Genomic DNA, 25,311 nt, shown 5'->3' with positions numbered 1-25,311 from the left:
AAGGAGCAATAACCAATGGCTGAGATTTTCCTGTTTAAGCCAAAGGCTACGCTGACAGCAGCAGAAAACCTTGAAGCATTCATATCCCAGTGCCGAGATCAATTGACTGTATTCGGCTCTGATCTCAATTGGGAAGATCCTGTTTGGCCAAACATAACTGTATTTGCCAAGTTGGGCATTATTACGAGAAAACCCATACTGGAAGAGACGCAAGACCCTGCTTTCATTGATTTTGCCAAAGCCTATTTCCGTTACCAGCATGGGCATAGCCTCTCTAGGGCAAAGAATGAAAGTAAAGCCCTCCGTGCGGTTGAGGCGGCTTTGCTTCAAGTAAACGGAAACGCAAATATTGATGGCCTGTCGATTTCTGTGCTGGATGAAGCAGCTGAATTGGCGAAGCATTACTACTCCGATGGCTCCGCATATCATTGTGGCCGTGAGATTGAGCGGCTGGCTAAGTTTGTAGCTGAAAACCAGCTTGTATCAAGTGCTGTACAAAATTGGGTTAATCCAATTAAACGTGCAGAGGATAAGAACAAAACGACCAGAGAGGCGAAGAAAAATAGGGAAGATAAACTTCCGAGTGATATTGCTCTTAATGCGTTGGCGGAAATTTTTGCCAACGACCCAATTCATGAGCGAGACATATTTACAACATCGGTTTTTGCCATGTTGATGTCGGCACCTTCACGTATTACTGAGGTGTTAGCACTGCCTGTGGATTGCGAGGTATTTGAAACGGATCGTGAAGGGATAGAACGATATGGTTGGCGTTTTTTTGCGGGGAAAGGCTATGAGGGTGATATCAAATGGATACCCACCGTGATGGTCGGTATAGCTAAGACAGCCGTAGCTAGAGCTAGAGTGCTCTCTGAAAATGCACGACAACTGGCCAAGTGGATCGAGAAACACCCGAATAAGTTTTACCGCCATGCTAACTGTCCCAGCGTAGCTGATGATGAGCCATTGACGATGAAGCAGGCTTGTATGGCGCTCGGTTTTGCACATCACTCTAAAAAGACGTGCAGGTCGTGTCTTGGTAATCGAGGTCTAGCTAAAGAGGATGGTGTACATACGCTAAATAGCCTGTGGCAGCACACAATGGCGCGTTTACCGGATGGCTTTCCGTGGTTTGATAAAGACAAGGGAATTAGGTACAGCAATGCCTTGTTTGTACTGAACGCAAATCAGTTCCACGGGAACAGAGGATGCATACCAGTTGAATTACATAAGCCAACCAATAATTTCTTCAACAGTGATCTGACGCCTCGTCTGTCCTTGAAAGGAAAACATGCCTGTATCTTTGATCGCCATGGTTACCATGCTGTAAACGGAGAGCCGGTGAAATTAACCTCGCACCAGGCTCGACACCTACTTAACACCATAGCTCAGCGTGGTGGGCTCTCAAACTTGGAAATTGCCAAGTGGTCTGGTCGGGCAGATATGAAACAGAATCGAGCTTACAACCACATGACTGAATATGAGTTGGTTGGCATGTCTGAACGCCTCGAACCGTCAAAAGGTCTATTTGGGCCTGCTGGAGATGTGGCTAAGCACCTTCCTGTGACTATTCAAGAGTTCAATACGTTAGATCATGCCGCAGTCCATGTGACGGAGTATGGCTACTGCGTGCATGATTACACCATGGGTCCTTGCGAGAAGTTCCGAGATTGCGTCAATTGTACTGAGCAGGTTTGTATCAAAGGCGAGGATACAGAAATATTGGATCGAATTAAGAAACGTTTGGTGAAGTCGGAACGAATGTTTTTTATTGCAGATGCAGCGGTAGAAAGCGGCGAGATGGGGGCTGATCGCTGGTATCAATACCACAAGAAAACTGTCACCCGGCTTCGTGAGTTAGTCGCTATTTTAGAGAATCCAGACATTGAAAATGGTGCCCAGATTAAGCTCCGGGGCAATGATTTCAGCCCGCTTCGCCGTGTTGTCGCAAAGACGTCTATTGTGACCATCGAGCAAAAAGGCAAAGAAAGTGAAGAAGCTGTGATGTTAGATGATTTGACAACTTTGTTAGGAGGTGGCCTTGGCTAAGCATCTGGATAATAGAGACATTAACGCCATCGTGAATCTAATTCGAGGATGGCAGGAACCAAAACTGTCCTGGTCAGCAATTTGTGAGGCGGCAGAACCATTGGTCGGAAAGTTGCCGTCAAGACAGTCCCTTAATGCACATGAGGCAATAGTGACTGCCTATCAAACAAAGAAAGAGGCGCTTAAAGGCCGTGGCCCCAAAAATCCGCGTCCAGCTAGTTTGAACATTGCAGCCGCTAGGATTGTGAATCTTGAAAGCGAAATCGAAAAGCTTAAGGAAGAGAACCGGAGGTACAAACAACAGTTTGTGATCTGGCAATACAATGCATACAAACATGGAATGACAGAACATCAACTTAATGCGCAGCTGACAAAGATTGACCGTGAGCGTTCTGATGGAGAAAAAAGATAACTGTTAAGTCCGGTGACGAGTTTTGTGTTTTGTATAGGTTAATTTTTTTAGCTTAAGTAGAGGATGAGATAATTAAGACAATAAAGAGATAAGAAACAAAATGGTAAAATTGGGCTTTTAATAGGGAAGGATTTGTTCTTGGCTAGGGCTATACGCTACAAGGGATAGCTTGCTTAAATAACAAAGTTAGAATGAATATTTTATTTAAACATAGGCCCCTAACGTTGGAGCCTTTTAATAATCTATTAGCTTAAACTATAACAAGTCAATCAGTGAAAAGCAATGATGCTCTGTGCTCTTGAATGTTTATATCATGGTGTTTTCTTTGATTTCCGCACATAAAACAAGAACAAGCACAAGGTGTACGGTAAATTTTCCCTACAATTTTAGGTGCCTTAGCTATCGTACTTCTATATCTATTTCGCTGGGATTTTAAACGAAATAGGTGATGGCGACGCCAGGCCCGACTTCTAACCATTTAGATTTACTCCAATTTTCTAGCGCGGCGTCATACCGCGCCCTTATCAGTCTTTGGAGAGTGATATCAAACTGATTATTTACTAATGCCTCTAAATTTTTCAATGATATTAATCACTATCAAACAAAATTGATTATGCTTACATTATACATCTAACATTAATTTTTGTCATTGCAAATAAAGAATGAATATTAGAATTATTACAGGAATATATATAATCTTGACTAATGGAGCAATTAAATTCATCACGGAGTCAATGCTCTCAGCGAAGATATTAGTGCTCCTCATGTCAAATAGATCAACTTCTGAGTTCTCTATTGCATTAAACCAGCTGCGCAATATATTATTCTTTTCAGAAAAGAAAGTACTATGCCCACCTTTAAAAAAACGATTTACTAACTTCTCGTGATAGCCATTGAATCCTATTCTACCTGCATTACCGAGTCCAAAACAAAACATATTGCTAAATATAAGGGCTTTATCGTCATAGGCACAATCATTAATCAGTTTCAGAGTTTGCGTTTTATCTATAAAAGCAGAAATGTCGTAATCTTGTTTTAAAACGCTGCCACATAGAATTATATTGTTAATTGCTGGAGGGAACAAGAAATTAGCATTGTTCAAAGCTGTTATCGTCATGTATGTTCCAAAACTATGTGAAATGAAATTAAGTTCAGCAGTCGGGTGTTCTTGGCATGTTTTTATTACAAAATCCACATAGGCATCCAATATTTTTTTTCGAGTCTGCGGCAGAAGTATTTTAAAAGCTGAATAGTGAGGATATCTGAAAGGAATAATATCTTTGGCTGTATCTTTAAATATTTCGGTTACTTGTGATTGCCATTTCCCACTAGTCATAATCCCATGAGTCAATATGATGATTTTATCATGACCAGCTCTCTCTGCTACACTTGTAGTGTGTTTAAGTATCCATTTTAGTTTTTGCGATAGGACATCCTTCCAGATGTCGATATTATAATCATAAATGTTAAAATCAAATTTTTGGAACTTAGGTCTTTCATTGTCTGACAAATCTGAAAATTGTGTTAATCCAATGACATGGCTGGGCGTTAAAAAATATGGACTCGTCAAGTTGTATAAAATCTTGGAGCCACCATCTGGGATTGGATGGCCTGATTTTCGTAACGGCAAACTCAAATCAAGTAAGAGAATGTCATATTTTGTTTCCCTTAAGAGAGTAAGTGCATCATTAACATTATCAACAGTTTTAATACTTAATGACATGACACCTTCTTTGATTAAGAAGGTTATTATGTCCTGTGCTTTATTATCATCATCTTCAACAATGAGAATATTCATTTCAGTTCCATGTTTAAAATAAAGTTATCTAATTTTGACTTCCAGGAGTCTGATTGGAAATCAAATAAAACCGAGCCCTTTATAATATCTGGATAAAGTCCATTTATTTCATCAAATATATCATCGATTGAAGTTAGTTGATTGTGCCTTCCAAAAACTTCAAATTGAGTAACTAGTATGACGGGCGAGTAAAGTTTTCTATAGGCCATAGAAGAAATTATTTCCTTACCAGCTAAAGGCCTGTTTCTGCTTTCACTAACTGTAGCGGACTTGTCATTTGAATCAAAAGTAGGCATGGTCATATCTAAGAGGATTAATGAGAAGACATTCTCAAATATTTGCTTTCTAGTTGAATTAAATGAATAGCTCTGGCTTATATCCGCATCAGGGAATTTATTTTTTATATATGCACTAAGGATGTCTTGTTTATAAATATTATCATCAGCAATAAGAATTTTCAATTATTTTTCCTTAATTGGTTCAATGTCTTCGATAATAATTAAAACTTCAAATTTCTTATTCGAATATACAACGGTAACTTTATTTTCAACTTTTAGATGATGTGTAATTATTTTTTTTACTTTATAGATACCACTGCCATTATCTTTAGTTGAATTATCAATCCGATTTTCAGCAAGATCTTCATTTATTTGTACGATTTTCTTGCATTGTTCTTCTTGTAAATCAAAATCTAAGGTGTTTGTAAAACTCAGTTGTAATGAATTATTATGTTCATTAATATTGTAAGTGATGTGATAATTATCACGAGGATTTGAATGTTTTAGTGCATTATCTATAATTAAGGTTAAAATCATAACTGTGTCGGTAAAATATTGACCGAGAAAATTAGATGTAGAGTTGTTATATCCACTTAAATTGAATTTCAACCAGGGGTAGTATTGACTGGCAGCAGATTCTGCTTTTTTAAGTGCAACGTTTAAATCGAAATTTGTTTTAGTTTGTTTAGCCCAGTCAAACCACGTTCTTAATTGGATAAATGATTCTTTCAACTCATCTTTTGATTTTGAGACCGCGCGCTGAATTGCAATGACATCTAATCCATCACTCTCAAGTTTATCCTTGAGATTTTTTATTTCTTCAAACATGTCCTTTTCAATTGAATCAACGAACTCTCCTCTTGCAATAGCCATTTTCTCATTCGTCTGCTTGTCAAGATAAAGGAATACATCATCAATTAACGTTTCTGCAGATAGAGAGTCGATTCTACTTGCTACAGATGCTTGATAGTCAGGTTCAAGCGAAAACTCGAATAGTTTAGAGTTGTAACCAAACTCACCTGTATCTATATGAACTTTATTTTTTGCTTGGTTGATTATTGCGTTTGCCTTTTTATTAAACTCTACCAAAGCATTATCTATGCCATCAAGGATTGAATCCTTAAAATATCCAAAGTCTGTACGCCAAACTGGGTTGGGTGAGAATTTATTTTCATCATGTTTTTTAGCTGAGATATTGTTACGTTTGAGAGGCGCCCAAAGTAAATTAACAAATCCGCCATGTCTTATTCCCATGTTCAATGACTGATCGAGGCCATATAGCTTATCCAAAGTATAAGCATTTGTAATTTTATATAATAATGCCATTACGCCATTGAAAAATTCGTTATCAGAACTATAAAATAATGCATCAGATTCTTCATCTGCATCCTGTATTTGATATGATAAATCACGTTCTTCATATTTTTTCAATATATCTAAATCATTTTTCACTTCGTCATTAATTTTGTTTCTTATACTGGTTTTGTCTATGTATATTCTGCCGGCGCCAGCCTCATGGGAACATAAGTTAATAACAATTTTATTCAGAAGAGATCGTGCTTCCTCAAAAATGAAGTTGCGTTTTTCAATATTATAAGAGGCTAAATTAGACAACAAAATTCTATTTATGGATACTCTAAATAAGAGTACTTCACTATCAGTGTTGAAAAATGTACTCATGCCATCAAGCACTTCTAAATTTAATATTCTCTCTAATAAAAAAGTGTTTATATTTGGATTTTCAAATTTAATTTCATGATGTTCAAAAATGCCAAGATTATTAAAGTAATTCTCGCAAATATCTGATAAGGGTTGGGTGTAATCGTTAGAAATATATTGGTTGTAATAGTGTAAGATTATAGCGGAGTTCAATAGTTTATTATTGTCAGTAGTGAAGGTAAGATTTTTTATAATGTCGTTAACTATAATTTTTATTGGTAAAGTTTTAGGGTTTGTCTCCTTTAATAATTCCGTGGCCATAATTTCATTAGCCTTATCAGTATTGCCTAGTTTGTAATAGCACTGTATTATTTTAGAGCGTGCATATGATTCATCACGCGAATTTAGCATTTTATAGTATTTTAGTGCTTGCTCATATTCTGTTAAGTGATATAGGTGATCAGCCGTATATTTGTTTTTTCGCCACTCCGGTATTGACTCGTTATTGATGATATCTTTGCTGAGTTCATCAAGGTCCATTATGTTATTGTTAAGTGAACATAAGTCTACAAAGCTGTATTTTTTATGAGTGTTACTATCACCTTCACCGTTATAACTTGCCAGAACACAGTTCAGGATAAATGACCAGTTATAATCATTGAGTACTTGACTTATTTTCATCAACTGGGCTAAGGAGTTCTCAGTGTCATTATCTAATGTAATATTAATTATTAAATTGATAACCTCACCCAAGACATTATTAAAGGAACAGTATTTCCCAAGTTGTATTAATGATTTCGCGTAAGGAATATAAATAACAGATAAGTTAGGTTCTTCAACCAGTGTACGCTCACATAAATTTACTACTTCTTCATATGACTCCTCAAGGTAAAGCATTATGATTTTTTGGTATAAAACCTGACCCTCATTTATTCTGTTACCATTAAAGTTACGCATGTTACTTACTAAGTTTTTTAGCTCTTTATCATCGATGATTAAATTTAATTGTTCTAAGGTAGATTCTGATTCATCGGACAGTAAATTACAATTTTTCAAATATAGAACAAATCTCAGATAAGAAATATATTGGTCTATTATTCTTATGTCATAATCATTTTTATATATGTTAATTATTGATTCATAGTTGGCTGAAGGGTCGAATAAATGCCTGTAGCAAATTGTATCGATTGCATGAAAAACGCCATCCAACCTCACTTCCTCAATCATTTTTCCAATTGAAAAAACGTACCTTTCAGCCGAGATATTCCTGTTGCATCTTACCACCTCATATCCTATGCGAGATTTAGAATATGAATGTTCGAGTAATTGCATTTCTTTAGAAATACGATTGAATTCTGCCAAATCTTTTTTGAAATAGACTAGTATCATTTTGTTTGTTAAACTCCAAAAAGTTTTTCCAAACTTATGTTCTATTTCATCTAATAGTTTTGCTGCTTCACTAAATGATGAATTCATCAGTGATTTAACGAATTTATTTCTCATTACTAGAAATTCATTAATTTCATTTGAGAAATATGATAATGTGGTTGTTACCCAATTTATAACATCCGTGCTTGTTTCTTTTTCAATGGTGTGTATCTGACTGATTTTAAATATATTTTCGTCATTGGATATATATCTTGCGCGCATTAACTTATCGGCATCTTCAATGCTTAAGAAGTTTTTGTAGGCATGTATTGCTGCTGTAGTAGAAGTCTGTCTTAGTAGTGATAATTCATTAAATATAATTGATGTTTTTTCTTCATTTGTTTTATTTTGCTTCATTATTTTTTCAAATTTTCTTTTTTGGCTTTCCATCTTGCTTCTCACAGAGGTAAATCTTTTGTTCGTTTTCATTATGATTCCTTTTGTAATAGGATCTACTAATTTGGAGATAAATCATAAGGAATATATTTTCATTTAGTCTAGCCGGAAATTTAGTGATTTTATGAAATATATAACTGTTAGGATGATCAGCAGCGTATTGTTTTAGTGCAAAATTTTAAGACTTTTTTTGATTTTACTATCGATAGGTTAATCAATTTAAGACTAGGGTATGCTACCGCCCTCACTTATTGGTGTTGCCTAAGTGATTGAGTATGTCGCTGTTACTGACTATAACTCAGAGTTGAACGCATAAGAAATGAAAAGTTAGTCACTGGCGCGGATTTCTTTATTTCGCAGGGGGAGGATGTTTTTTTGAGCAGTTCTTTAGATGGTTTCAATAAGTGAAAAAGTATTCAGCGTGCGGTTTCCAAGAGGTTTCAACGCAATCTTCGAATGACTAGGCTCGGGGTTAACAGGCACTTCACAGTCCATCAGACTAGGCTGTGTCCCTTAATTTCATACCTGTTGATAAAAGAGCCGGATACAGCCCAGTGTCACCATCGCCAGATAATTTCTCGCCGTTTTGTCATAACGTGTTACTACGCGGTGGTATTCTTTCAGGCGGCCAAAACATCGTTCAACAGCATTGCGCTTGCGGTAAATAACACGATCGAGCTGTGAACGACCATCCGACGCCATTTTTCATTTGATTTTCGAGGAATAACTGCCTTTATACCTTTATTTTTCAGTTCATAACGTAATGCATGCCCTGAATATGCCTTGTCAGCCAGTACCGCATGACCACGGCGCTTCATAGTACCGGTCTGGCGCTGAATGCCAATGTTATCCAGAAGACGTTGTGCGAACTGACTCTCGTGGGCTTGTCCGGGGCTCAGCACGATGTTAACGGGAGGCCACTTCCGTCTGTAACCAGATGGATTTTGGTGCCAAACCGCCGCGAGAGCGACCCCGGCTATTATCTCCGGTGATATCGGGATGTTTTTTGCGCTCTAGAGCCGTTGCTGACCAGTCAACGAGTCCATGAGCGTCAATAGATGAGAGTAACTTATTGAAAATAATGCTAATCACTCCCGATTTTGACCATCGATTAAAGCGGTTGTAAACGGTTTCCCATGGGCCGTATCGTTCAGGCAAATCGCGGCATGGCGCTCCTGAGTACAGTATCCAGAACATGCCGTTGATGATCATGCGATGTTCTGCCCATGGCCGTCCTGCACGTGGTGAATCCGGTTGCGCAGGCAATAAGGGCTGAATGGGAGTCCATGCATCATCGGGTAGAACGTAGCGAGCCATAGTTCAACATATTCTGGAAACAGATAGTTACTATAACTCAGATGATTAAGGGACACAGCCTAACCTATCCACTTAGTAGTCGCTGATAACAATGTAATGTTTCACAGAGTATGTTATAAAAAACTTTACATATAACATTACGCTTTGTAGGTTTTGTCGAAAAGATTTTGATAATTTTCTCTACTATATAAGCATTTATCGTTTCCATGAAATTATTAATGGTATATCAGGTAAACCTAACCGTTCTGATATTCAGACGCGTGAAACACAAAAAACCCAGACAATGTCTGGGTTTTTTTATAACAGGCTATCAGGTAATCACCATCGGCCAGTCTGGTGGGGTGTGGCTCATGGCTTCAACCATCACCACTTTAATGTTTTCCCAGACGGCGGCTATATCCACCAGCGTAATGCCAAGCAAACCTGTCGCGAACCAGCATGCGGCGCCTAACCCTAACAGGGTGCTAATCACAGCAAGACCTGCGTAGTCGGACTTTCGGAACTGAATGTTTAACGTGCTGGCCAGGAACATCAAAACCGCACTCAACAACGGCCAGCGCAGGAGTACCATGCTGGTGGTAATGGTTGCCATAAAACTCATCCTCGACAAAACAGACGAACTGGAATGAAACAATGTTTCTCGTTACATAAGATATGTGAACTATATCACATTTGCTGTTTTATTCGCCAGTATCCGTGTGGGGTAAAAGTGGGTTTATTACCAGGGAAAATATATCGTCGTCGCGCATATCCGCGTCTGTTCGGAATTTTTATTTTTAATTCATTCAGATAGCAAAACCTTTGCAAAACAACATCGGCTGTATAGCGTTTACAGCAGTATATCTATGGATTATGCTTGTCTGGAACAATAAATGTACCCGCAAAAATAATTCATCGCATTGAATTGTTTGGCTTTTTTGGATTTTATATTCTTTGTTTTACACTCAGCATGCTCTTTGATTTCGTGGTCTTATTCTTTTATTCAGATATGAATTATTGCGGTTGCTCTCTCGATTAATGACCTGCGAAAAGATAATGAAAGAAAAAAGACGCGAGATTATTAACGACAGCATGCAGGCGCTGCACGCCCTGGCGAAGCTGATGCCGCAACTCAACGCGCAATGTTCGCCGGTTGAAATGCTGGAAATTATCAACAGCGCACTGGGGGCAAATCTCTCGTGGGTCAGTGTCGAATCCGCAGACGGGCCGCGCGTGGTTTGTGCCGGCGACGTGACGTGTCACGCCTTCAACGTGGCGGATTTTCTTGCCAGCACCCTGTTGCAGCGGCATCACCGCGCCTGGCGGGTTATCTACTGGAAAGAGCATATTGGCCGGGCGGTATTTTCCCCTCAGCACCCGGGCTATTCGCGGCTGCAAAGCGGCGTGCTGTGTAAACTCTCAGCGCATGGCAGACAGTGCAGTGGTTATTTCTTTTTGGCTTTTAATGAAAAACTGACCTCGTTGCCGATACTGAAAAATATCGTGGTGGTATTGGTTGAGAAGCTAAAAGATTATTTTGATGACATCATCGTGCGGGAAAAAACGGCGCAGGAAATGCAGCGCGTCGTCACGCAATATAAAACCTTATTTGAACGTGCTCCGGTATTAATGAACGCCTTTGACAGGCATAACCGGTGTGTATTGTGGAATGCCGAATGCGAAAAAGTCTTTGGCTGGAGTATGACCGAAATCGGCGAGCACCCCGATCCGCTGGCCCTGTTTTACCCGGATCCTGAGGAGCGACAGCGCGTGCAGGAGTCGGTTCGTTTCGCACCGCTTAAGGATATGTACGAATGGCATCCGGTGCGTAAAGACGGGACGCAGTTAACCATTCTCTGGTCAAACATCCTTTTACCGGATAACTCCATTCTCAATATTGGCCTGGATATCACCGAACGTAAAAAAGCAGAACAGCAGCTGACCGTCAAAGCCACCACGGACGATCTGACCGGCTGTCTGAATCGCTCGACAATCTTACAGCGGCTCAAAATGGCGCTGGCAGCCAGTTCGCCGCAGGATGTCAGTAGCCACTTCTGTCTCCTGATGTTCGATCTCGATTATTTCAAGCAGATCAACGATAGGTGGGGACATCAGGTTGGCGATGCGGCATTGATCCACTTTTGCGACCGTATTCGCGAGGTAAGCCCGGCCGGGTCGGCGCTGGGACGGGTGGGGGGCGAAGAGTTTGTTCTTCTGCTGGCGCGCACGGATGGTATGGCCGCTACGTTGCTCTCTTCCCGGCTGCGTGCCGCGCTGATCTCAAAACCGCTGCGTGTGGGCGATAAAACGCTGGTACTCTCCTTCAGCGCCGGGGTGGTTGAAGTCTGTCAGGGGCAACGGGATACTTCTGCCATACTGATGCGTGCCGATAAGGCATTATATGACGCCAAGCGTACGGGAAGAGGAAAAACGGTCCTGGCGTCTGATTATTTATAAATCAGCATAAGAACAAAGAGCAGGCTATTTCAGCCAGCGAATTTTCCACACCTGTCGCGGGTAATTATTTTCCTTATCAGAAACGAAATGAATACTTTTAGTTTGGCTTACGGGAAAATATTATCGGCATCACGAATTTTAGGATTTTTAATACTAAAAGTCAGTTGCTAACTTCCCATGATTCATGCAACGTAATCACCTGTTTATCAAAGCAGCCGGTCTTCATTGCTACAGGCGTACAACATGCAGGGATACAGAGCGGGAAATGAATCGTAGCGCGCGGCGCAAAATGCTCAAAGTGGTCGGGATTATCATGGTAGTTATGCTGCCGGTGATGCTTGCGCTATGGTTTGCCCAGCTTAGAGCCGTGTCGGAAATCAGCGCCCAGCTGCGCACGTTTGCTGAACTTGCTTTAAACAAAACTGAACGGGTTATTCAACAGGTTGATCTGGCCCGGGAAGACGCGGAAAAATATCAGGGAAAAGTGTGTACGCCGGAGCATCGTCAATATATGTTGAACGTTTCCCGCGGTCGTCTTTTTGTTGCCGATTTAATTTATGCTGAAGGCCAGGCGTTTCTCTGCTCGACCCTTTTTACGCCGGATCATCCTTACACCATCCCCGCTGCCAATTACACACGTAAACCTGACGTTGCTATCTATTATTTTCGCGATACACCATTTTTTGATGGTTATAAAATGATATATATGCAGCGCGGAAATTATGTCGCAGTGGTCAACCCGCTTTCGTACAGTGAGGTGATGTCAGACGATCGTTCCCTGTCGTGGGGAGTGTATGACACCGTCAGCAATGCATTTTTTTCTGTAAGCCAGAAAGCCAATATTTCTTTATTGCATTCGATGCTTCGACATCAGGAAACGACTTTTCAGAAAGATGACCGTTTTTATACGATCGTGAAATCCGGGCAGCGGCCCATTGCGGCCATCGTTTCAACCTCCAGCGCCCGTTTTTATAAAACGCTTTATCATCAGGCTACCCTGACGCTACCGCTGGGGATGATTTGCAGCATTATTATTCTGCTGGTGTGGTCGCGTACACACCGTGAATTCAATTCGCCTGGCCGACTTCTGCACCGGGCGCTGAATAAACGCCAGCTGTGCGTCCATTATCAGCCCATTATTGATATTAAAAATAACCAGTGCGTGGGGGCAGAGGCGTTGTTGCGCTGGCCAGGATTCAACGGCCAGGTTATGAGCCCGGCGGAATTTATTCCCCTGGCAGAAAAAGAGGGGATGATTGAGCGCATTACGGATTACGTCGTGGAGGAGGTGTTCAGCGATCTGGGCCATTTTCTTGCCGCTCATCCCGATCTGTATGTCTCGATTAACCTGTCGGCGTCGGATTTTCACTCTTCGCGTCTTATCGCCCTGATCTCCGACAAAGCCCGCTTTTACTCGGTTCGCGCGCAGCAAATCAAAATTGAGGTAACGGAGCGGGGGTTTATTGACGTGCCAAAAACCACGCCGGTCATTCAGGCGTTTCGCCAGGCGGGGTATGAAGTGGCGATTGATGATTTCGGAACCGGTTATTCTAACCTGCATAATCTCTATTCGCTGAACGTCGATATCCTGAAAATCGACAAATCCTTTATCGATACCCTAACCACCAACAGCACCAGCCACCTGATTGCCGAGCACATCATTGAGATGGCGCAAAGCCTGCGGCTGAAAACCATTGCCGAAGGGGTCGAGACGGGGGAGCAGGTGAGCTGGTTGCTGAAGCGTGGCGTGCAGTATTGTCAGGGATGGCACTTCGCGAAAGCGATGCCGCCCCAGGCATTTATGGCCTGGCAGCAGCAACCCTTGCGTTAACACGCATTAATTAAGCTGATGGCGGTAGTCGCTCGGCGTACGGTCAAACTCGCGGCGGAAGACGCGGGAAAAGGTCTGCTGCGATACATAGCCCAGATCCATGGCGATATCAAAAATGGGCCGCTGCGTTGAGCGTAACGCCTGCGCCGCCAGCAGGAGCCTGCGCTGGCGAATGTAATCACCCAGCGTTTGATGCATTACGGTGCGGAACATTCTCTGTAAATACCATTTCGAATAGCCCGACTTCCTGGCGACCACATCAATGTTCAACGGCTGGTCGATATGTTCATCAATCCATTCAATAAGCGTCTGAATAATTTGCTGATGCGACATAAGGTTACCCCTCTGTGGAGACATCTGTCCTGGTTGATTCGTCGTTTTCTCTGCGGGGGAGTATAATTCCTCAAGTTAACTTGAGGTAAAGAGGTTTTATGGAAAAGAAATTACCGCGCATCAAAGCGCTGTTAACCCCCGGTGAAGTGGCTAAGCGAAGCGGCGTGGCGGTGTCGGCGCTCCACTTCTATGAAAGCAAAGGGTTAATAAAAAGTATCCGTAACGCCGGAAACCAGCGGCGCTACACTCGTGATGTGCTCCGCTACGTGGCGATTATCAAAATTGCGCAACGTATCGGCATTCCTCTGGCCACCATCGGCGACGCGTTCGGCGTATTGCCGGAAGGGCACTCGCTGAGCGCGAAGGAGTGGAAGCAGCTGTCGTCCCAGTGGCGAGAAGAACTGGATCGTCGTATTCATACGCTGGTGGCCCTGCGCGATGAGCTGGACGGCTGCATTGGTTGCGGGTGTTTATCACGCAGCGATTGTCCGCTGCGTAACCCGGGTGACAGGCTGGGCGAGCAGGGAACGGGGGCGCGGTTGCTGGAGGAGGATTGAGAGGTGTTTGCCGGGTGGCGCTTCGCTTACCCGGCGGCCTACGCTCTCGGTTTTGTAGGCCGGGTAAGGCGCAGCCGCCACCCGGCAACAAGCATAAAGAACTAAAGCGCCACTAAGGGCGCTTTAGTTTTTTCCGGTCTTTGTCTTTCTCTCTATCCCGCTGGCTCACGGGAGGGTTTCCCCCGACATCAGTACCCCTCGTGTCGAGCTTGTGGAGGAGGTTCCGGTTTGTACTGACACTTTAATTCTATGCCCGGCCGCCGTTTTTGCCACCGGAGACGGTGAGATTTTAGCCGAATTTTTTTCGTGAAGTTGTTCAGTTTTCTATAGTTAAAAAGTATGAATCACCGGAGAACATCATGCTAACGGTCCACCACCTTAATCAGTCTCGTTCACATCGCGTCCTCTGGGCGCTGGAAGAGCTGGGTCTGACGTATGAGATTGTGCGCTACCAGCGCGAAAAATCCATGCTTGCACCTGATTCGCTCAAAAAAGTGCATCCGCTGGGGAAATCCCCGGTACTGGAAGATAACGGACTGGTGCTGGCCGAATCAGGCGCGATTCTGGAATATCTTCAGGAAACCTACGATTCGGCGTCACGATTTAAACCGTTAGATACCACCCATAAAGTGCAGTATCGCTTCTGGCTGCATTACGCCGAAGGGTCTTTGATGCCGCTGCTGTTAATGAAGCTGGTATTCAACAGCCTCGGTAAACCACCCGTCCCGTTTGGCCTGCGCACGCTGGGTAAGGCGCTGGGGCAGGGGGTGCAAAAAGCGTATCTCAACCGCCAGCTGGAAACGCATGCGCGCTTTATTAACGATCATCTTGCCGAAAACAGCTGGTTTGCCGGTGACACGCTGACCATGGCTGATATCCAGATGAGTTTTCCCCTCTTCGCCCTGCTGGCGAGAGGCGGCATCGACAATCTCGACCACATAGCGGCGTGGAAACAGAGAGTGGAGGCACGTCCGGGCTGGCAGACAACGCTTGCGAAAGGCGGTCCACTGACGATCCCCGGTGAAGGCTGAAATGTAACGAAATTGCGCATGGACGATAACGTTTGCGCATCCTCTGCTTAATTCTTCATCGTCATGAGGCAATTTTAGCGAAAAACGAGAAAGTTCAGTTGAAAAGGGCGGGTATTAGGCTAGATAATCGTTTGCCTACATTTGACCACCCGTTTTGTAAGCGCGGAGCTAAACGTTTGCTTTTTTTGTGACACCCCTTTCGTCGCAAACGCAGCACAAGGATTTGACGTTTCGCTGGCAGTGGAGTCTCCACCACGCTTACGGACTTTCAATAAAAATTTTCAGGGGATGTTTTCTATGTCTACGCCATCTGCGCGTACCGGCGGTTCACTTGACGCCATGTTTAAAATTTCTGCTCGCGGCAGCACCGTGCGCCAGGAAGTTGTTGCCGGTCTGACCACGTTTCTGGCGATGGTGTACTCCGTCATCGTGGTGCCGGGCATGCTCGGCAAAGCGGGCTTCCCGCCAGCGGCGGTCTTCGTTGCCACCTGCCTGGTTGCGGGTGTGGGTTCGATTGTGATGGGCCTGTGGGCGAACCTGCCGCTGGCGATCGGGTGCGCCATCTCCCTGACCGCGTTCACCGCCTTCAGCCTGGTGCTGGGCCAGCATATCAGCGTCCCGGTAGCGCTCGGCGCCGTGTTCCTGATGGGCGTGCTGTTCACCGTGATTTCAGCGACCGGCATTCGTAGCTGGATTTTGCGCAACCTGCCGCAGGGCGTGGCGCACGGCACCGGTATCGGTATTGGCCTGTTTCTGCTGCTGATCGCTGCCAACGGCGTGGGTCTGGTCATCAAGAACCCGCTGGACGGCCTGCCGGTTGCGCTGGGTAACTTCGCGAGCTTCCCGGTGATCATGTCGCTGGTGGGTCTGGCGGTGATCATTGGCCTGGAAAAACTGAAAGTGCCGGGCGGCATTCTGCTGACCATTATCGGCGTGTCCATCGTCGGCCTGATCTTCGACCCGACCGTTCATTTCTCCGGGATTTTCGCCATGCCGTCGCTGAGCGATGACAAAGGCAACTCCCTGATTGGCAGCCTGGATATTGTGGGCGCGCTGAACCCGGTGATCCTGCCAAGCGTGCTGGCGCTGGTAATGACCGCGGTGTTTGACGCCACCGGCACCATCCGCGCGGTGGCCGGTCAGGCGAACCTGCTGGATAAAGACGGACAGATTATTGACGGCGGCAAAGCGCTGACCACCGACTCCCTGAGCAGCGTCTTCTCTGGTCTGGTGGGCGCGGCGCCTGCGGCGGTGTACATTGAGTCCGCAGCGGGTACGGCGGCAGGCGGTAAAACCGGCCTGACGGCCATCACCGTTGGCGTGCTGTTCCTGCTGATCCTGTTCCTCTCTCCGCTCTCTTATCTGGTGCCGGCTTACGCGACCGCACCTGCGCTGATGTACGTCGGCCTGCTGATGCTGAGCAACGTGGCGAAAATCGATTTCGCGGATTTTGTTGATGCCATGTCCGGCCTGATCACTGCGGTATTCATCGTGCTGACCTGTAACATCGTGACCGGCATTATGATCGGCTTCGCCTCGCTGGTGATTGGGCGCCTGGTCTCCGGTGAGTGGCGTAAGCTGAACATCGGGACCGTGGTCATCGCCGTTGCGCTGGTCGCGTTCTACGCGGGCGGTTGGGCCATCTGAATTGACTTTTTATGCGAAAACGGGTGGCTCAGGCCGCCCGTTTTTATTTTCAGGACTCATCCTGTTGCCTTTTACGTTACTCTGGAGAGGATAGAATAAGAGGCACGACGCCTCAGGTTTGGCATATAAGAAACACAGCAAACAGGGAACGCATGGAAATTTTCTTCACAATACTCATCATGACCCTTGTGGTCTCATTATCCGGGGTGGTTACACGCGTACTGCCCTTCCAGGTCCCCCTGCCTTTAATGCAAATAGCTATCGGTGCGCTGCTGGCGTGGCCGACGTTCGGTCTGCACGTGGAGTTCGATCCGGAACTGTTCCTCGTGCTGTTTATTCCGCCGCTGCTGTTTGCCGATGGCTGGAAAACGCCGACGCGCGAATTTCTGGAGCACGGGCGAGAGATCTTCGGCCTGGCGCTGGCGCTGGTGGTGGTCACCGTGGTCGGGATTGGTTTCCTGATCTACTGGGCCGTACCGGGGATCCCGCTCATACCCGCCTTTGCGCTGGCCGCCGTGCTGTCGCCTACCGACGCCGTGGCGCTGTCCGGCATTGTGGGCGAAGGGCGCATTCCAAAGAAAATCATGGGCATTTTGCAGGGCGAGGCGCTGATGAACGACGCCTCTGGCCTGGTCGCCCTGAAATTTGCCGTGGCGGTTGCCATGGGCACCATGGTCTTTACCGTCGGCGGCGCGACCCTGGAATTTTTCAAGGTGGCGATTGGCGGTATCCTCGCGGGCTTCGTAGTGAGCTGGTTGTACGGACGCTCGCTGCGCTTCCTCAGCCGCTGGGGTGGCGACGAACCCGCTACGCAGATCGTCCTGCTGTTCCTGCTGCCGTTTGCCTCTTACCTGATCGCCGAACACATCGGCGTGTCGGGTATTCTGGCGGCGGTAGCCGCGGGGATGACCATCACCCGCTCCGGCGTTATGCGCCGCGCGCCGCTGGCGATGCGCCTGCGTGCGAACAGTACCTGGGCCATGCTCGAGTTTGTGTTTAACGGCATGGTGTTCCTGCTGTTGGGCCTGCAACTGCCGGGCATTATGGAATCCTCGCTGATTGCGGCCGAAGCGGATCCAAACGTTGAAGTCTGGATGCTGTTTACCGATATCGTGCTCATCTACCTTGCGCTGATGCTGGTGCGTTTCGGCTGGCTGTGGACGATGAAGAAATTCAGCGTTCGCTTCCTGACCAAAAAGCCGATGGAGTTTGGCTCGTGGACCACGCGCGAGCTGCTGATTGCCTCTTTCGCGGGCGTGCGCGGGGCGATCACCCTTGCTGGTGTGCTCTCCATTCCTCTGCTGCTGCCGACGGGTGACGTCTTCCCGGCGCGCTACGAGCTGGTGTTCCTGGCGGCGGGCGTGATCCTCTTCTCCCTGTTTGTCGGCGTGATTATGCTGCCGATTCTGCTGCAACATATCGACGCGGGTGACTCCTCGCAGCAGCACAAAGAAGAGCGGATTGCCCGTGCGGCGACGGCGGAAGTGGCGATTGTCGCCATCGAGAAGATGGAGGAGCGTCTGGCCGCCGATGCCGAAGAGAACATTGATAATCAGCTGCTGAAGGAAGTCAGTTCACGCGTGATCGGTAATTTGCGTCGCCGTGCTGACGGACGTAACGACGTGGAAAGTTCGTTGCAGGAAGAGAACCTCGAACGCCGTTTCCGCCTGGCGGCGCTGCGTTCCGAGCGTGCCGAGCTGTATCACCTGCGCGCGACGCGGCAGATCAGCAACGAGACGCTGCAAAAGCTGCTGCACGATCTGGACCTGCTGGAAGCGTTGTTGATAGAGAATCAGTAGCGCTGTAATTGCCCGGTGGCGCTGCGCTTACCGGGCCTACGTGCTCGATCGGTTCCCTCTCCCTGTGGGAGAGGGTTAGGGTGAGGGGGCCCAAAACCCCTCACAGCATTGCAACCACGCCTGTGCGCTGTGCGACAGATAGACCCCTTCACGCCAGATCATCCCCAGCTGCCAGTGCAGGTCGCTCTCCAGCGGGATCCAGCGCAGCGTATTTTTATCCAGCCGCTCGCAGATCGGCTGCGGCAGAATGGCAATCCCCACGCCCGCCTGTACCATCGCCGCCAGAAAATCCCACTGGCCGCTGCGCACCGCAATGCGCGGCTTCACGTTGTGCTGGTTAAACAGCGCCATCAGCTGGCGGCTTAAGGCAAAATCTTCGTTGTAAATCAGCAGCGGGTGTTCGCCGAGCAGCTCGGGTTTTACTGACTCAATCTTCAGCCAGTCGCCGGAGCGCGGCACCAGCACGCACAGTGGATGGCTGAACAGAGGCAGCGTCGCCAGGCCGCTTTCCTCCTCCACGGGAAGGGCCGTCATGGCCACGTCCAGTTCACCGTTTATCACCGCCTGCTGCACGGTCAGGCCGCCAAATTCAGAAATTTTAAGCTCAACGCCGGGATAGCGCTGGCGAAACAGGCTTATCGGCCCGGCCATCATCATGCCGACCATCGGCGGAATGCCGAGCCGCAGCAGCCCTTTTGTCAGGTGGTTGATGTCCCCAAGCTCGGCCTCCAGCTGGCGGAACTCCGCCAGAATTGCCAGCCCGCGCTCGAACACCACGCGACCGGTATCGGTCAGCAGCAGCTTGCGCCCGTCGCGGATCAGCAGGGTACAGTTCAGCTCATCTTCGAGGTTTTTCAGCATCTTGCTGATGGTTGGCTGGGTTACGAATAACTTCTCCGCTGCGCGGGTAAAACTTTGCTGGCGAACCACCTCGACAAAATAGCGCAGCGTTCTTATGTCCATGATTATTCCTCGAAACTATACCTTCGATGATTTTAATTCATTTCAGTCGATACCGTACGCTCACTATACTGGCGCCTCGTCTCATTTCTGAGGAAAACCCCCATGGCCGTGGCGTTAAGCCGTGTTACGCCTGCCGTTGTGCAACGACTCCAGGTACCGGTTCAGGTACTGCTCTACGCGGGACTGTTTGTTTTCGCGGAATATCTTGTCGACTGGCTGCATCTGCCTTTACCCGCCAACCTGGTGGGGATGGTGCTGATGCTGACGCTGATCCTCTGTCGCGCGTTGCCCCTTAGCTGGGTGCGGGCCGGCGCACGCTGGCTGCTGGCGGAGATGCTGTTGTTCTTTGTGCCGGCCGTGGTGGCGGTGGTGAACTATGCCCAGTTGCTGATGGTCGACGGCTGGCGCATCTTTGCGGTTATCGCCCTGAGCACGCTGATGGTGCTGGGCGCCACCGCCTGGGTGGTGGATAAAGTGTATCGCTTTGAAATCAGCAGGCAGAAGCATGACTAACTTTCAGATAAGCGTGCTGTGCCTGATTGCGACAGTCGTCATCTACTTTGCCAACAAGCGCCTGTATCGCCGCTTTCGCGCGCTGCCGCTGATGCCGCTGGTCTTTACGCCGATCCTGCTGGTGCTGATGCTGGTCTTCGGCCATATCTCCTGGCAGAACTACATTGGCGAATCCCACTGGCTGCTGTGGCTGCTCGGCCCGGCGACCATTGCCTTCGCCGTACCCGTTTATGACAACCTCGCCATTATCAGACGCCACTGGATGTCGCTCAGCGCAGGCGTCGTCACTGCGACGGTGGTGGCGGTGTGCAGCTCGGTCTGGCTGGCGCGGCTGTTTACCCTGTCGGATGAAATTCAGCGCAGCCTGGCCGTGCGATCGGTCACGACGCCGTTTGCGCTGGCAGCCGCCAAACCGCTCGGCGGCCAGCCGGATCTGGTGGCGCTGTTTGTGGTCGTCACCGGCGTATTCGGCATGGCAGTGGGGGATGTGCTGTTTCTGCGGCTTTCCATTCGCGAAGGGATGGCGAAAGGGGCGGGGTTTGGCGCGGCGTCGCACGGGGCGGGGACGGCACGTTCGTACGAGCTGGGACAGCAGGAGGGCGTTGTCGCGAGCCTGGTGATGATGCTTTCGGGCGTAACGATGGTGCTGATCGCACCGCTGGTGGCGTGGGTGATGTTTTAAGCTCCCCGGCCAGAGCGACCGGGGAGAAAAGGCTTAGTGCGCGCGGCCTTGCTCAACGCCCAGGCCAGTTTGTGAACGGATAAACTGGGCGCGGAATTTTTCACGCTCCAGGTTACCCTCCGGTGAATTATCGGTGGCAGAGAAGATCCAGATCCCGATAAACGCCACGGCAATGGAGAACAGCGCCGGGTATTCATACGGGAAGATCGCGCTTTCGTGACCGAGGATCTGCACCCAGATGGTCGGGCCGAGGATCATCAGAATCACCGCCGTCAGCAGGCCCAGCCAGCCGCCAATCATCGCTCCACGGGTGGTCAGTTTTGACCAGTACATGGAGAGCAGGATGATCGGGAAGTTACAGCTTGCCGCAATCGAGAAGGCCAGCCCGACCATAAAGGCGATGTTCTGTTTCTCGAACAAAATCCCCAGCAGGATGGCGACGACGCCCAGCACCAGCACGGTGATTTTGGAGACCTTCAGCTCATCGCGCTCGCTCGCGCCTTTGCGGAAGACGTTGGCGTAGAGGTCATGCGATACCGCAGACGCACCGGCCAGCGTCAGCCCTGCAACCACCGCGAGGATAGTGGCGAAGGCCACGGCAGAGATAAAGCCGAGGAACAGGTTGCCGCCCACCGCGTCGGCCAGATGCACCGCCGCCATGTTGTTACCGCCGATAAGCGCGCCCGCCGCGTCTTTGAACGCCGGGTTTGCCCCCACCAGCATGATTGCGCCGAAGCCGATGATAAAGGTCAGAATGTAGAAGTAACCCATAAAGCCGGTGGCGTAGAAGACGCTTTTACGCGCTTCACGCGCATCTGACACCGTGAAGAAACGCATCAGGATGTGCGGCAGGCCAGCGGTACCGAACATCAGGCCGAGACCGAGCGAGAGCGCGGATATCGGATCTTTCACCAGCCCGCCCGGGCTCATGATCGCTTCTCCTTTCGGGTGGACCGCCATCGCTTCGGTGAACAGATTATTGAAGCTGAACCCGACGTGCTTCATCACCATAAAGGCCATAAAGCTGGCGCCGAACAGCAGCAGGACCGCTTTGATGATCTGCACCCAGGTGGTGGCCAGCATGCCGCCGAACAGGACGTACATCACCATCAGCACGCCTACCAGCACCACCGCGACGTGGTAGTTCAGGCCGAACAGCAGCTCGATCAGTTTGCCCGCGCCGACCATCTGGGCGATCAGATAGAGCGCCACCACCACCAGCGAACCGCAGGCGGAGAGGGAGCGAATCGGCCCCTGCTTCAGGCGATAGGAGGCGACGTCAGCAAAGGTATAGCGCCCCAGGTTACGCAGGCGCTCGGCAATCAGGAAAAGAATGATTGGCCAGCCCACCAGGAAGCCGAGGGAGTAGATCAGGCCGTCATACCCTGAGGTGTACACCAGCGCGGAGATCCCAAGGAACGAGGCGGCGGACATAAAGTCCCCCGCGATCGCCAGCCCGTTCTGGAAGCCGGTAATATTGCCGCCCGCGGTGTAGTAATCGTTACGGGAGCGTACGCGTTTCGACGCCCAGTAGGTGATGTATAGCGTCAGCACCACGAAAATAAGGAACATGATAATCGCCTGCCAGTTGGTTGGCTGGCGCTGAACCTCGCCGGTAATGGCATCTGCTGCATGGGCAGCAAAGGGAAGTGTGGCGGCTAGCGCCGTCAGGACTCGCTTCATGATGCTTTTACCTCGCGCAGAACTTCTCTGTTAAGACGATCGAATTCACCGTTGGCGCGCCAGACGTACACACCCGTCAGCACAAACGAAATGATGATCACGCCAATCCCAATCGGAATACCGCGCGTGACGCTGGTACCCTCATGCAGCGGGGTGCCCAGCCAGTGCGGCGCAAAGGCGATCAGCAGAATAAAGCCGACGTAGATAATCAGCATGATGATGGAAAGGATGAAGGCAAACCGTTGCCGTTTTTCGACGAGCTCCCTGTAGTGCGCACTATTCTCTATCTGCTGACAAATATCGTTATTCATCACAGAGTCTCCAAAGGTAAGGTTGGTTTGTTTTATCCCCTCTCCCCTGTGGGGAGAGGATTAGGGTGAGGGGAGGAAGGTGCGGTCTGATGCCCTCACCCCGGCCCTCTCCCACAGGGAGAGGGAGAAAAGATTATGAAGGCATTGCGATGGCCTGCTTCTCTTCGAGCAGTTTGTCCACCACGCCAGGATCGGCCAGCGTTGAGGTATCACCGAGGTTACTGGTGTCGCCCGCCGCGATTTTGCGCAGGATACGGCGCATAATCTTGCCGGAACGGGTTTTCGGCAGCGAGTCGGTCCAGTGCAGCACGTCCGGCGTGGCAAGCGGGCCGATCTCTTTACGCACCCAGTTGCGCACCTCGGTATACAGCTCTGGCGACGGCTCTTCGCCGTGGTTCAGGGTGACGTAGGCGTAGATCGCCTGGCCTTTGATGTTGTGAGGAATGCCGACAACCGCCGCTTCGGCAATTTTCGGATGCGACACCAGCGCAGATTCAATTTCCGCCGTGCCCAGACGATGGCCGGAAACGTTCAGCACGTCGTCCACGCGTCCGGTGATCCAGTAATAACCGTCTTCATCCCGGCGCGCGCCGTCGCCGCTGAAGTACATGTTTTTGAAGGTCGAGAAGTAGGTCTGCTCGAAGCGCTCGTGGTCGCCGAACAGGGTACGCGCCTGTCCAGGCCAGGAATCGACGATCACCAGGTTGCCCTCGGTGGCCCCTTCCTGCGGATTGCCTTCGTTATCCACCAGCGCAGGCTGCACGCCGAAGAACGGACGGGTGGCCGAACCGGCTTTCAGCTGTGTGGCGCCCGGCATCGGGGTGATCATGAAGCCACCGGTTTCGGTCTGCCACCAGGTGTCCATCACCGGGCACTTCTCGTTGCCGATCTTCTTCCAGTACCACTCCCAGGCTTCCGGGTTGATCGGCTCGCCCACGGAGCCGAGGATGCGCAGGGAAGAGCGGTCGGTCCCTTCGATGGCTTTATCGCCTTCCGCCATCAGCGCGCGGATCGCCGTTGGCGCGGTGTAGAGAATGTTGACCTGATGCTTATCAACCACCTGGCACATACGCGCCGGGGTCGGCCAGTTCGGTACGCCTTCAAACATCAGCGTCGTTGCGCCGCAGGCCAGCGGGCCGTACAGCAGGTAGCTATGACCGGTGACCCAGCCCACGTCGGCGGTACACCAGTAGATGTCGCCGGGATGGTAGTCGAAGACGTATTTAAAGGTGGTGGCCGCATAAACCAGATAGCCGCCGGTGGTATGCAGCACGCCTTTCGGCTTACCGGTGGAGCCGGAGGTATACAGGATAAACAGCGGATCTTCCGCGTTCATCTCTTCCGGCTGATGCTGGTCGCTCGCGTTTTCAATCAGATCGCTCCACCACAGGTCGCGCCCCTCGTGCCAGTCGATTTTGCCGCCCGTGCGCTTGAGGACAATGACGTTGTTGATGGATTTTACGTTCGGGTTTTTCAGCGCTTCATCAACGTTTTTCTTCAGCGGGATACCGCGCCCGGCGCGCACGCCCTCGTCAGCGGTGATCACCAGCTTCGAGTTCGAGTCAACAATGCGCCCGGCAACCGCTTCAGGGGAGAAGCCGCCGAAGATCACGGAGTGGATCGCGCCGATGCGCGCGCAGGCCAGCATAGCCACGGCGGCTTCCGGCACCATTGGCATGTAGATCGCCACCACATCGCCTTTTTTAATGCCCTGGGCCAGCAGCACGTTGGCGAAGCGGCAGACGTCGCGATGCAGTTCTTTATACGAGATGTGTTTGCTCTGAGAGGCATCGTCGCCTTCCCAGATAATGGCCGTTTCGTTGCCGCGTTCAGCAAGATGGCGGTCCAGGCAGTTCGCCGCCAGGTTCAGCGTGCCGTCTTCATACCATTTAATGGAGACGTTGCCCGGCGCGAAAGAGGTGTTCTTTACCTTCTGATAAGGTTTGATCCAGTCGAGGATGTGACCCTGTTCACCCCAGAACGCGTCAGGGCTGGAAACGGACTGCTGGTATTTCTCCTGGTACTGCTCCGGGCTTATCAGGCAACGGTCCGCAATGTTTGCGGGAATGTCGTGTTTGTGTATTTGGCTCATGGCTTTTTTTCTCCTTGTAAGATGTTAATAATATGTCGCAAAAACGTTAATAGTAGGGGCTTTACAAGCTTTGTTTAGTATTTGGGCGACAGATCA

Annotated in this window: 19 protein-coding genes and 1 pseudogene; 10 read left to right on the top strand and 10 right to left on the bottom strand. The window is 48.9% G+C overall.

Annotated elements, in window-relative coordinates; translation table 11 throughout:
• The first annotated feature begins 15 nt into the window (after window positions 1–15).
• A complete protein-coding gene (locus RHN82_RS07755) occupies window positions 16–2,049 on the top strand; it encodes an integrase (protein WP_032646881.1) in 2,034 nt (677 codons plus the stop codon).
• Complete coding sequence (locus RHN82_RS07750; RefSeq protein WP_032646882.1) at window positions 2,042–2,461, top strand: hypothetical protein; 420 nt, start codon at window positions 2,042–2,044, stop codon at window positions 2,459–2,461. Before RHN82_RS07755 ends, RHN82_RS07750 begins: the two co-directional genes overlap by 8 nt.
• Window positions 2,462–3,107: 646 nt before the next feature.
• Here the strand turns inward: RHN82_RS07750 and RHN82_RS07745 are convergent.
• The 5 genes and pseudogenes from RHN82_RS07745 to RHN82_RS07725 form a co-directional block, all read right to left on the bottom strand.
• A complete protein-coding gene (locus RHN82_RS07745) occupies window positions 3,108–4,259 on the bottom strand; it encodes a response regulator (RefSeq protein ID WP_032646884.1) in 1,152 nt (383 codons plus the stop codon).
• Window positions 4,256–4,720 (bottom strand): hypothetical protein, encoded by a 465-nt coding sequence (locus RHN82_RS07740; RefSeq protein WP_032646885.1) that lies wholly within the window; start codon window positions 4,718–4,720, stop codon window positions 4,256–4,258. Before RHN82_RS07740 ends, RHN82_RS07745 begins: the two co-directional genes overlap by 4 nt.
• On the bottom strand, window positions 4,721–8,053 hold the full coding sequence (locus tag RHN82_RS07735) for a hypothetical protein (RefSeq protein WP_032646886.1): 3,333 nt from the start codon (window positions 8,051–8,053) through the stop codon (window positions 4,721–4,723). It abuts the gene before it with no gap.
• A gap of 486 nt (window positions 8,054–8,539) precedes the next feature.
• A pseudogene (locus RHN82_RS07730) lies at window positions 8,540–9,337 on the bottom strand (IS5 family transposase).
• Window positions 9,338–9,647: 310 nt separating this feature from the next.
• Complete coding sequence (locus RHN82_RS07725) at window positions 9,648–9,929, bottom strand: YjcB family protein (protein ID WP_003860282.1); 282 nt, start codon at window positions 9,927–9,929, stop codon at window positions 9,648–9,650.
• Window positions 9,930–10,372: 443 nt separating this feature from the next.
• On the opposite strand from RHN82_RS07725, the gene RHN82_RS07720 reads away from it, so the two are divergent.
• The gene (locus tag RHN82_RS07720; protein ID WP_047052080.1) at window positions 10,373–11,773 is read left to right on the top strand and encodes a sensor domain-containing diguanylate cyclase; all 1,401 of its coding nucleotides are present in this window, start codon (window positions 10,373–10,375) and stop codon (window positions 11,771–11,773) included.
• A gap of 265 nt (window positions 11,774–12,038) precedes the next feature.
• Window positions 12,039–13,604, top strand: a complete 1,566-nt coding sequence (locus RHN82_RS07715; RefSeq protein WP_047052082.1) for an EAL domain-containing protein — start codon at window positions 12,039–12,041, stop codon at window positions 13,602–13,604.
• A gap of 6 nt (window positions 13,605–13,610) precedes the next feature.
• Here RHN82_RS07715 and soxS read toward each other — a convergent pair whose 3' ends face one another.
• Window positions 13,611–13,937 carry a superoxide response transcriptional regulator SoxS gene (gene soxS, locus RHN82_RS07710; protein ID WP_047052085.1) on the bottom strand — a complete coding sequence of 109 codons (327 nt, stop codon included), beginning with the start codon at window positions 13,935–13,937 and terminating at the stop codon, window positions 13,611–13,613.
• A 98-nt stretch (window positions 13,938–14,035) separates the two neighbouring features.
• On the opposite strand from soxS, the gene soxR reads away from it, so the two are divergent.
• From soxR to RHN82_RS07690, 4 genes are all read left to right on the top strand, one after another.
• Window positions 14,036–14,494, top strand: coding sequence for a redox-sensitive transcriptional activator SoxR (soxR, locus tag RHN82_RS07705; protein ID WP_047052087.1), 459 nt, complete (start codon window positions 14,036–14,038; stop codon window positions 14,492–14,494).
• 359 nt (window positions 14,495–14,853) lie between these two features.
• The gene (locus RHN82_RS07700) at window positions 14,854–15,525 is read left to right on the top strand and encodes a glutathione S-transferase family protein (protein WP_047052088.1); all 672 of its coding nucleotides are present in this window, start codon (window positions 14,854–14,856) and stop codon (window positions 15,523–15,525) included.
• A gap of 297 nt (window positions 15,526–15,822) precedes the next feature.
• On the top strand, window positions 15,823–17,172 hold the full coding sequence (gene ghxP, locus RHN82_RS07695; RefSeq protein ID WP_006810466.1) for a guanine/hypoxanthine transporter GhxP: 1,350 nt from the start codon (window positions 15,823–15,825) through the stop codon (window positions 17,170–17,172).
• Window positions 17,173–17,324: 152 nt separating this feature from the next.
• Window positions 17,325–18,971, top strand: a complete 1,647-nt coding sequence (locus RHN82_RS07690; RefSeq protein ID WP_003860270.1) for a Na+/H+ antiporter — start codon at window positions 17,325–17,327, stop codon at window positions 18,969–18,971.
• Window positions 18,972–19,046: 75 nt separating this feature from the next.
• Here RHN82_RS07690 and RHN82_RS07685 read toward each other — a convergent pair whose 3' ends face one another.
• Window positions 19,047–19,934 carry a LysR family transcriptional regulator gene (locus tag RHN82_RS07685; protein WP_045347971.1) on the bottom strand — a complete coding sequence of 296 codons (888 nt, stop codon included), beginning with the start codon at window positions 19,932–19,934 and terminating at the stop codon, window positions 19,047–19,049.
• 102 nt (window positions 19,935–20,036) lie between these two features.
• On the opposite strand from RHN82_RS07685, the gene RHN82_RS07680 reads away from it, so the two are divergent.
• Together RHN82_RS07680 and RHN82_RS07675 are read left to right on the top strand one after the other, a co-directional pair.
• The gene (locus RHN82_RS07680; RefSeq protein WP_014882160.1) at window positions 20,037–20,447 is read left to right on the top strand and encodes a CidA/LrgA family protein; all 411 of its coding nucleotides are present in this window, start codon (window positions 20,037–20,039) and stop codon (window positions 20,445–20,447) included.
• Window positions 20,440–21,129 carry an LrgB family protein gene (locus RHN82_RS07675; RefSeq protein WP_015570195.1) on the top strand — a complete coding sequence of 230 codons (690 nt, stop codon included), beginning with the start codon at window positions 20,440–20,442 and terminating at the stop codon, window positions 21,127–21,129. Before RHN82_RS07680 ends, RHN82_RS07675 begins: the two co-directional genes overlap by 8 nt.
• 33 nt (window positions 21,130–21,162) lie before the next feature.
• On the opposite strand, the gene actP is transcribed toward RHN82_RS07675, so the two are convergent.
• From actP to acs, 3 genes are all read right to left on the bottom strand, one after another.
• On the bottom strand, window positions 21,163–22,812 hold the full coding sequence (gene actP, locus RHN82_RS07670; protein ID WP_032672106.1) for a cation/acetate symporter ActP: 1,650 nt from the start codon (window positions 22,810–22,812) through the stop codon (window positions 21,163–21,165).
• Window positions 22,809–23,123 (bottom strand): DUF485 domain-containing protein, encoded by a 315-nt coding sequence (locus tag RHN82_RS07665; protein WP_017382635.1) that lies wholly within the window; start codon window positions 23,121–23,123, stop codon window positions 22,809–22,811. Before RHN82_RS07665 ends, actP begins: the two co-directional genes overlap by 4 nt.
• A 133-nt stretch (window positions 23,124–23,256) precedes the next feature.
• Window positions 23,257–25,215, bottom strand: coding sequence for an acetate--CoA ligase (acs, locus tag RHN82_RS07660; RefSeq protein WP_040117094.1), 1,959 nt, complete (start codon window positions 25,213–25,215; stop codon window positions 23,257–23,259).
• Window positions 25,216–25,311 lie beyond the last annotated feature (96 nt).

The organism is Enterobacter cloacae complex sp. EB5, from assembly GCF_031432835.1.
GTDB lineage: Bacteria > Pseudomonadota > Gammaproteobacteria > Enterobacterales > Enterobacteriaceae > Enterobacter > Enterobacter hormaechei_C.
This window is presented reverse-complemented; position numbering and strand designations above follow the sequence as displayed.

Excerpts from the sequence above, each read along its gene's own strand:
- RHN82_RS07755 (WP_032646881.1), top strand. The coding sequence starts at position 16 with ATGGCTGAGATTTTCCTGTTTAAGCCAAAGGCTACGCTGACAGCAGCA.
- actP (WP_032672106.1), bottom strand. The coding sequence starts at position 22,812 with ATGAAGCGAGTCCTGACGGCGCTAGCCGCCACACTTCCCTTTGCTGCC.
- RHN82_RS07735 (WP_032646886.1), bottom strand. The coding sequence starts at position 8,053 with ATGAAAACGAACAAAAGATTTACCTCTGTGAGAAGCAAGATGGAAAGC.
- RHN82_RS07690 (WP_003860270.1), top strand. The coding sequence starts at position 17,325 with ATGGAAATTTTCTTCACAATACTCATCATGACCCTTGTGGTCTCATTA.
- RHN82_RS07685 (WP_045347971.1), bottom strand. The coding sequence starts at position 19,934 with ATGGACATAAGAACGCTGCGCTATTTTGTCGAGGTGGTTCGCCAGCAA.
- soxS (WP_047052085.1), bottom strand. The coding sequence starts at position 13,937 with ATGTCGCATCAGCAAATTATTCAGACGCTTATTGAATGGATTGATGAA.
- RHN82_RS07700 (WP_047052088.1), top strand. The coding sequence starts at position 14,854 with ATGCTAACGGTCCACCACCTTAATCAGTCTCGTTCACATCGCGTCCTC.
- RHN82_RS07665 (WP_017382635.1), bottom strand. The coding sequence starts at position 23,123 with ATGAATAACGATATTTGTCAGCAGATAGAGAATAGTGCGCACTACAGG.
- acs (WP_040117094.1), bottom strand. The coding sequence starts at position 25,215 with ATGAGCCAAATACACAAACACGACATTCCCGCAAACATTGCGGACCGT.
- RHN82_RS07725 (WP_003860282.1), bottom strand. The coding sequence starts at position 9,929 with ATGGCAACCATTACCACCAGCATGGTACTCCTGCGCTGGCCGTTGTTG.
- RHN82_RS07745 (WP_032646884.1), bottom strand. The coding sequence starts at position 4,259 with ATGAATATTCTCATTGTTGAAGATGATGATAATAAAGCACAGGACATA.
- soxR (WP_047052087.1), top strand. The coding sequence starts at position 14,036 with ATGGAAAAGAAATTACCGCGCATCAAAGCGCTGTTAACCCCCGGTGAA.
- ghxP (WP_006810466.1), top strand. The coding sequence starts at position 15,823 with ATGTCTACGCCATCTGCGCGTACCGGCGGTTCACTTGACGCCATGTTT.
- RHN82_RS07675 (WP_015570195.1), top strand. The coding sequence starts at position 20,440 with ATGACTAACTTTCAGATAAGCGTGCTGTGCCTGATTGCGACAGTCGTC.
- RHN82_RS07720 (WP_047052080.1), top strand. The coding sequence starts at position 10,373 with ATGAAAGAAAAAAGACGCGAGATTATTAACGACAGCATGCAGGCGCTG.
- RHN82_RS07680 (WP_014882160.1), top strand. The coding sequence starts at position 20,037 with ATGGCCGTGGCGTTAAGCCGTGTTACGCCTGCCGTTGTGCAACGACTC.
- RHN82_RS07715 (WP_047052082.1), top strand. The coding sequence starts at position 12,039 with ATGAATCGTAGCGCGCGGCGCAAAATGCTCAAAGTGGTCGGGATTATC.